We start from the raw sequence: 4,738 nt of genomic DNA on the forward strand, positions 1-4,738 counted from the left end.
ACCCGGTGTTCAGATAGGGGGACAGGATGGAATGGAACAACCAGTCTTCGTGGTCGGACAGCGCATCCTGATAGTCTCCGAAGCAGGGCAGGGCGAAGTCGATAAAGTGTTCCAGCGCTGCCTGGGCCTGGTCGGTGGTGACGGCAAAGTGGAAGTCTTCCGTGGTGCCAAAGTGATCGGGAAAGTGCTCTTGCACCAGTTGAATCACTTCGCCGGTGACGGTATCAGGCTCCACACGAAACGGCGCCGGCGCCGGTGGCTTGCCGGACCATTTTTTGCGATTGTCGGAATCAAAGTTCCACTGGCCGCCCTCCGGTTTGCCTTCGGGTGTCATCAGCAGGCCGGTTTTTTTGCGCATTTCTCGGTAGAAGAACTCCATGCGCAGTTGTTTGCGGCCTTTGGCCCAGTCGGCGAATGTCTGTTTGTCACAGACAAAGCGGGTGTCTGGCCGACTCTCCACCGGAATGCCCAGGCGTTCATGCCACTGGCTGATCTGCGAGTGCAGCCGCCATTCACCGCACTCCGTGGTAATCAGCCTCTCGGATTTGTGCTTTGCTGCGAGCTTTGAAATGACCGCTTCCAGGGATTGCTCCGGGTTATCCGGATGATAGCGCTGGTAATGCACCTGCCAGCCTTGCTGCTCCAGTTCGCCGGCGAAGTGGCGCATGGCGCTGAAAATAAACACCAGCTTTTTCTTGTGGTGATTGGTGTAGCTGGCCTCGTCGTGAACTTCTGCCATCACCACCAGATCGTTGTTTTTATCTGCCTTTTCAAGCGCAGAAAGCTGGTGGCTCAGCTGGTCGCCGAGAATCAGAATCAGGTTGGCCATGGCGTAGGCTCCGGTGTTGGCATTATCCCAAAGGGGTAGGCTGAATACGCCATGGGCGCAAGGGTGGTTCAATGGTGATGTTGATACACTCCAGATGATGCGCATCAACTGATGCTCGCGGCCGATAGGGCATAATGGGCGCTTTCCGGCTTGCCGATTTAATCCGACGACAGAGTTCTGACTATGGCTTCCAACACCGCTGCAGACAATAATCTGCCTGCCTTCATCTGGGATGAGGCGCTCATCCGCCGCTATGACCTCAGTGGCCCCCGTTACACGTCTTACCCCACGGCCGTCGAGTTCACCCAGAACTATCGCATCGAGGACATGGTGAAGGCGGCCGGCCGGAGCAAGGCTGCCGGTGGCCCCATCTCCTTGTACACGCATCTGCCGTTCTGTGCACACCTCTGCTACTACTGTGCCTGCAACAAGGTGATCACCAAAAAGCGCGACAAGGCCATGCCCTATGTGGAGCGTGTGCTGAAAGAAGCGGCCATCCAGTCAAAATTGTTCGGTGCCGATCGCCCGGTGCAACAACTGCATTGGGGCGGCGGCACCCCCACGTTCCTGCCCAAGGATGTGATGCAGCACCTGATGGCCGGTTACGGCGAACTGTTCAACCTGCAGTCCGGCGACGAGCGTGACTACAGCGTAGAAATTGATCCCCGTGAAGTGGACGAAGATACCCTGTCTACCTTGTGGGAGCTGGGTTTCAATCGCATTAGCCTGGGTGTACAGGATGTGAACCCGGAAGTGCAGAAAGCCGTGAACCGCATCCAGCCCCGGGAAATGACCGAGGCGGTGCTGAACGAAGCGCGCCAGCTCGGCTTCCGCTCCATCAACCTGGATCTGATCTACGGCCTGCCGCACCAGACCCCGGACAGCTTTGCGGACACTCTGGGTTCGGTGATCGAGCTGTCGCCGGATCGATTGTCTGTGTTCAGCTACGCGCACTTGCCGGATCGCTTCTACCCCCAAACCCGGATTCAGCAGGACACCCTGCCCAGTCCGCAACAGAAGCTGACCATCCTGCACAACACCATTAACCGTTTGCTGGAGGCGGGCTACGAATACATTGGCATGGACCATTTTGCTAAGCCGGACGACAGCCTGGCGGTGGCCCAGCGCGAAGGCCGCCTGCACCGGAACTTCCAGGGTTACACCACCCATTCGGATTGCGATTTGGTGTCTCTGGGTGTCTCGGCTATTGGCCAGACGGATGATGCCTATTTCCAGAATAACCACGATCTGCCGTCCTGGGAGGCCTCCATTGATGCCGGCCAGCTGGCCATTATCCGAGGCGTAGGCCTGAGCCGGGATGACCGTCTTCGCCGCTGGGTGATCGGCCAGCTGATCTGCCAGTTTCGTCTGGACCGCAAGCAGTTTGCCGATCAATGGGGCGAGAATTTTGATCGGTATTTCGCAGATGAGCTTAACCGGCTGAAGCCAATGATTCAGGACGAGCTGATTGCCGACGACGGCACGGTTCTGCAGGTGCAGCCTGCCGGCCGCCTGCTGATCCGGGCCATCTGCCAGATCTTTGATATGTATCGCAAGGAAGGTGCCAGCCAGCGGTTCTCGCGGATTATCTGATGCCGGTGTCCGTAAGCTGAACCAACAAGGGCTGCCATCTGGCAGCCCTTGTTGGTTTCTGACATTAGGTATTAGCTGGCCACTTTGAACTCGTTAGCCAGATCCTGCAGCTGGCGTGCCAGCCGGGCCTGTTCCTGAGTCACCTGAGTGATTTCCTGAGATCCGGTCAGAGCCAGGATGGCGGCTTCACTGACCGTCTCCATACTGCCCGCCAGTTCGCGTGTCACTGCGACTTGCTGTTCAGACGCAGTCGCTATCTGGGTGGCCATGTCAGAAATACTGTTCACATCCATCAGGATCTCGGCGAAGGTCTTCTCCATTTCAGAGGCCTGCTCGCTGGTCTGGTCGGCCAACTTGTGACTGCCGATGATCGAGCGGCTGGCACTGTCGGTGATGGTCTTGAAACCATTGATAATGTCTTCAATCTGGGTTGTGGATTCGTGGGTTTGCCGGGCCAGGGTACGCACCTCATCGGCCACTACTGCAAAGCCACGGCCATGCTCGCCAGCCCGTGCCGCCTCGATGGCCGCATTCAGCGCCAGCAGGTTGGTCTGGTCGGCGACTTTGCGGATCACATCCACCACTTCGCTGATGGAGCCGCTGCGTTCCTCCAGTTCCTCGATCACCTGATTCACTTCCTGAACCGATTTTGCCAGAGTGCGAATTTGGGCCACGCTGTCGTGAAGCACCTTTTCACCGGTCTGGCTCTTGTCCATGGCCCGGCTTGAGGCATCCGCCACCTGCTGGGTATTGTTGGAGATTTCCTCGGAGGTGGCGGACATTTCTTCAGTCGCCGCCGCGACTTGCTCAATCTGCTGTTGCTGGTTCTTGATCTGGCCGGAGTTCTGGCCAACGGTGGAGCTGGTTTCTTCGGTGGCGGTGGCCAGCTGCACGCTGGCTTTGTCGATCTGCAGCAGGGCTTCGCTGAACCGGCCAAACAGTTCGTTGATGGCTTTGGCGATGGTGCCGGTTTCGTCCTTGCTGGATACCGGGATCTCCCGGGTCAGATCTTTGTTGTCCATGGCATAGCGAACGCCGGCCAACAGGGCAGACACCTGCTTATGAATGGCGTGAATGATCACCATCATCAGAACGATCACAAGCGCAATGGCACCGGCTGCAATCACGGATGCTCCGATCAACGCGGTTCGGGCTTCGGTAACGGCCTCAGCAGCAGAAGCCTCCACTTGAGCCAGCATCTGGTTCCGGATGCTGTTCATGGCTTCAATGCGTTTGGTGGCAGTGCCGAACCACTCGCCGGCATCCAGGGCGTACATGCCGGAAGGACTGCTCAGCAGCGTGTCGCGCTGGTTCTGAAACTCGCGGCTGGCTGGCAGTTCTGGCAGCCGGGCAATATCGGCCCGCATGCTGGAGCTGGCTGGCAGCATGCTGATGGCCGAATTCAGATAAGCATCCTGTTGCCCACCCATGCCGGTGATTCGCCCGAGCGTGGGCAGATCAAAGTCACCGGAACGGACCAGAGCCGCGCCGTTAGCACGCTCCCGCCCGGCCATCTCGGCCGCTTCAGCCAGAGCGAAGTAGCCGTTGATCTGCCGGGTAAGGTCAGGGTCGGTTGACCTGCGAACCAGCAGAGGAATCCGGTTCAGCACTTCCATGATCATCCGGGTATAGCTGCTGGCGGATTCCGCACCGCTGATGCTGCGGTTGTCCAGACTCTGGCGCAACTGGCCAAGGGTGGCAAGCTGCTGCTCAAACTGGTCAATGCTGGCATTGATGGCGCCATCAAACTCGGCATCCGACGCCAGTTGCTGAACGCCCATGCGGTAGTCCCGCAGGCTCCGGTCTGTCTCTTGCCGCTGGGCATTGAGTTCCCGACGGGCCTGTTGTTCGCCATTGCTTCCGGCAGTACTGGAAAGCATAACCGCGGATCGCCCACGTTCCTTCTGCAGGGACTCAATCAGGGGGTCACCCAATTCCGCCAGGTTCACCATGGCCTGCAACTGGCGCATGTTGCTCAGGTCGTCGGCGTTACGGCTGATGCTGAAAGCGGCGAAAAAAACGATGACCAGTAATGCAGGCATCACCAGGGTAATGAGTTTGCCCCGCATGGAGAGATTGTTGAGGAATGACATGGAAGATCCCCTTCACTGAATTGGTACGTTTATTGTGGGCAAATGTTGCTGTTGAGGATATTGGCGGGTTGGGGTAGCTGAAGGGGTAGTTTCAGTGCTGTAAGTCTCTGTAATGTAATGTTAAGCCTATGAAGTGCAGCATCAAAAAAGGCATGTACGTACTGTTGCGGAGAGTACCCCGAAAGGGGTGGTTACCACCTTTGGTGTGCCAGCGAACAGACCA

3 protein-coding genes are annotated in these 4,738 nt (G+C 57.7%); 1 reads left to right on the forward strand and 2 read right to left on the reverse strand.

Features of this window, described 5'->3' with window-relative positions; translation table 11 throughout:
* The coding region (locus IBX51_RS14340) for a cryptochrome/photolyase family protein (RefSeq protein WP_291831980.1) at positions 1 to 829 on the reverse strand (829 nt) is incomplete at its 3' end.
* A 183-nt stretch (positions 830 to 1,012) separates the two neighbouring features.
* On the opposite strand from IBX51_RS14340, the gene hemN reads away from it, so the two are divergent.
* Positions 1,013 to 2,422, forward strand: a complete 1,410-nt coding sequence (gene hemN, locus IBX51_RS14345) for an oxygen-independent coproporphyrinogen III oxidase (RefSeq protein ID WP_291831981.1) — start codon at positions 1,013 to 1,015, stop codon at positions 2,420 to 2,422.
* Between the two features lie 71 nt (positions 2,423 to 2,493).
* Here hemN and IBX51_RS14350 read toward each other — a convergent pair whose 3' ends face one another.
* The gene (locus IBX51_RS14350; RefSeq protein WP_291831983.1) at positions 2,494 to 4,515 is read right to left on the reverse strand and encodes a methyl-accepting chemotaxis protein; all 2,022 of its coding nucleotides are present in this window, start codon (positions 4,513 to 4,515) and stop codon (positions 2,494 to 2,496) included.
* Positions 4,516 to 4,738 lie beyond the last annotated feature (223 nt).

This window comes from Marinobacter sp., assembly GCF_014859525.1.
Lineage (GTDB): Bacteria > Pseudomonadota > Gammaproteobacteria > Pseudomonadales > Oleiphilaceae > Marinobacter.

What these genes read in the sequence shown, in the direction of transcription:
- hemN (WP_291831981.1), top strand. Translation starts at nt 1,013, where the DNA reads ATGGCTTCCAACACCGCTGCAGACAATAATCTGCCTGCCTTCATCTGG.
- IBX51_RS14350 (WP_291831983.1), bottom strand. Translation starts at nt 4,515, where the DNA reads ATGTCATTCCTCAACAATCTCTCCATGCGGGGCAAACTCATTACCCTG.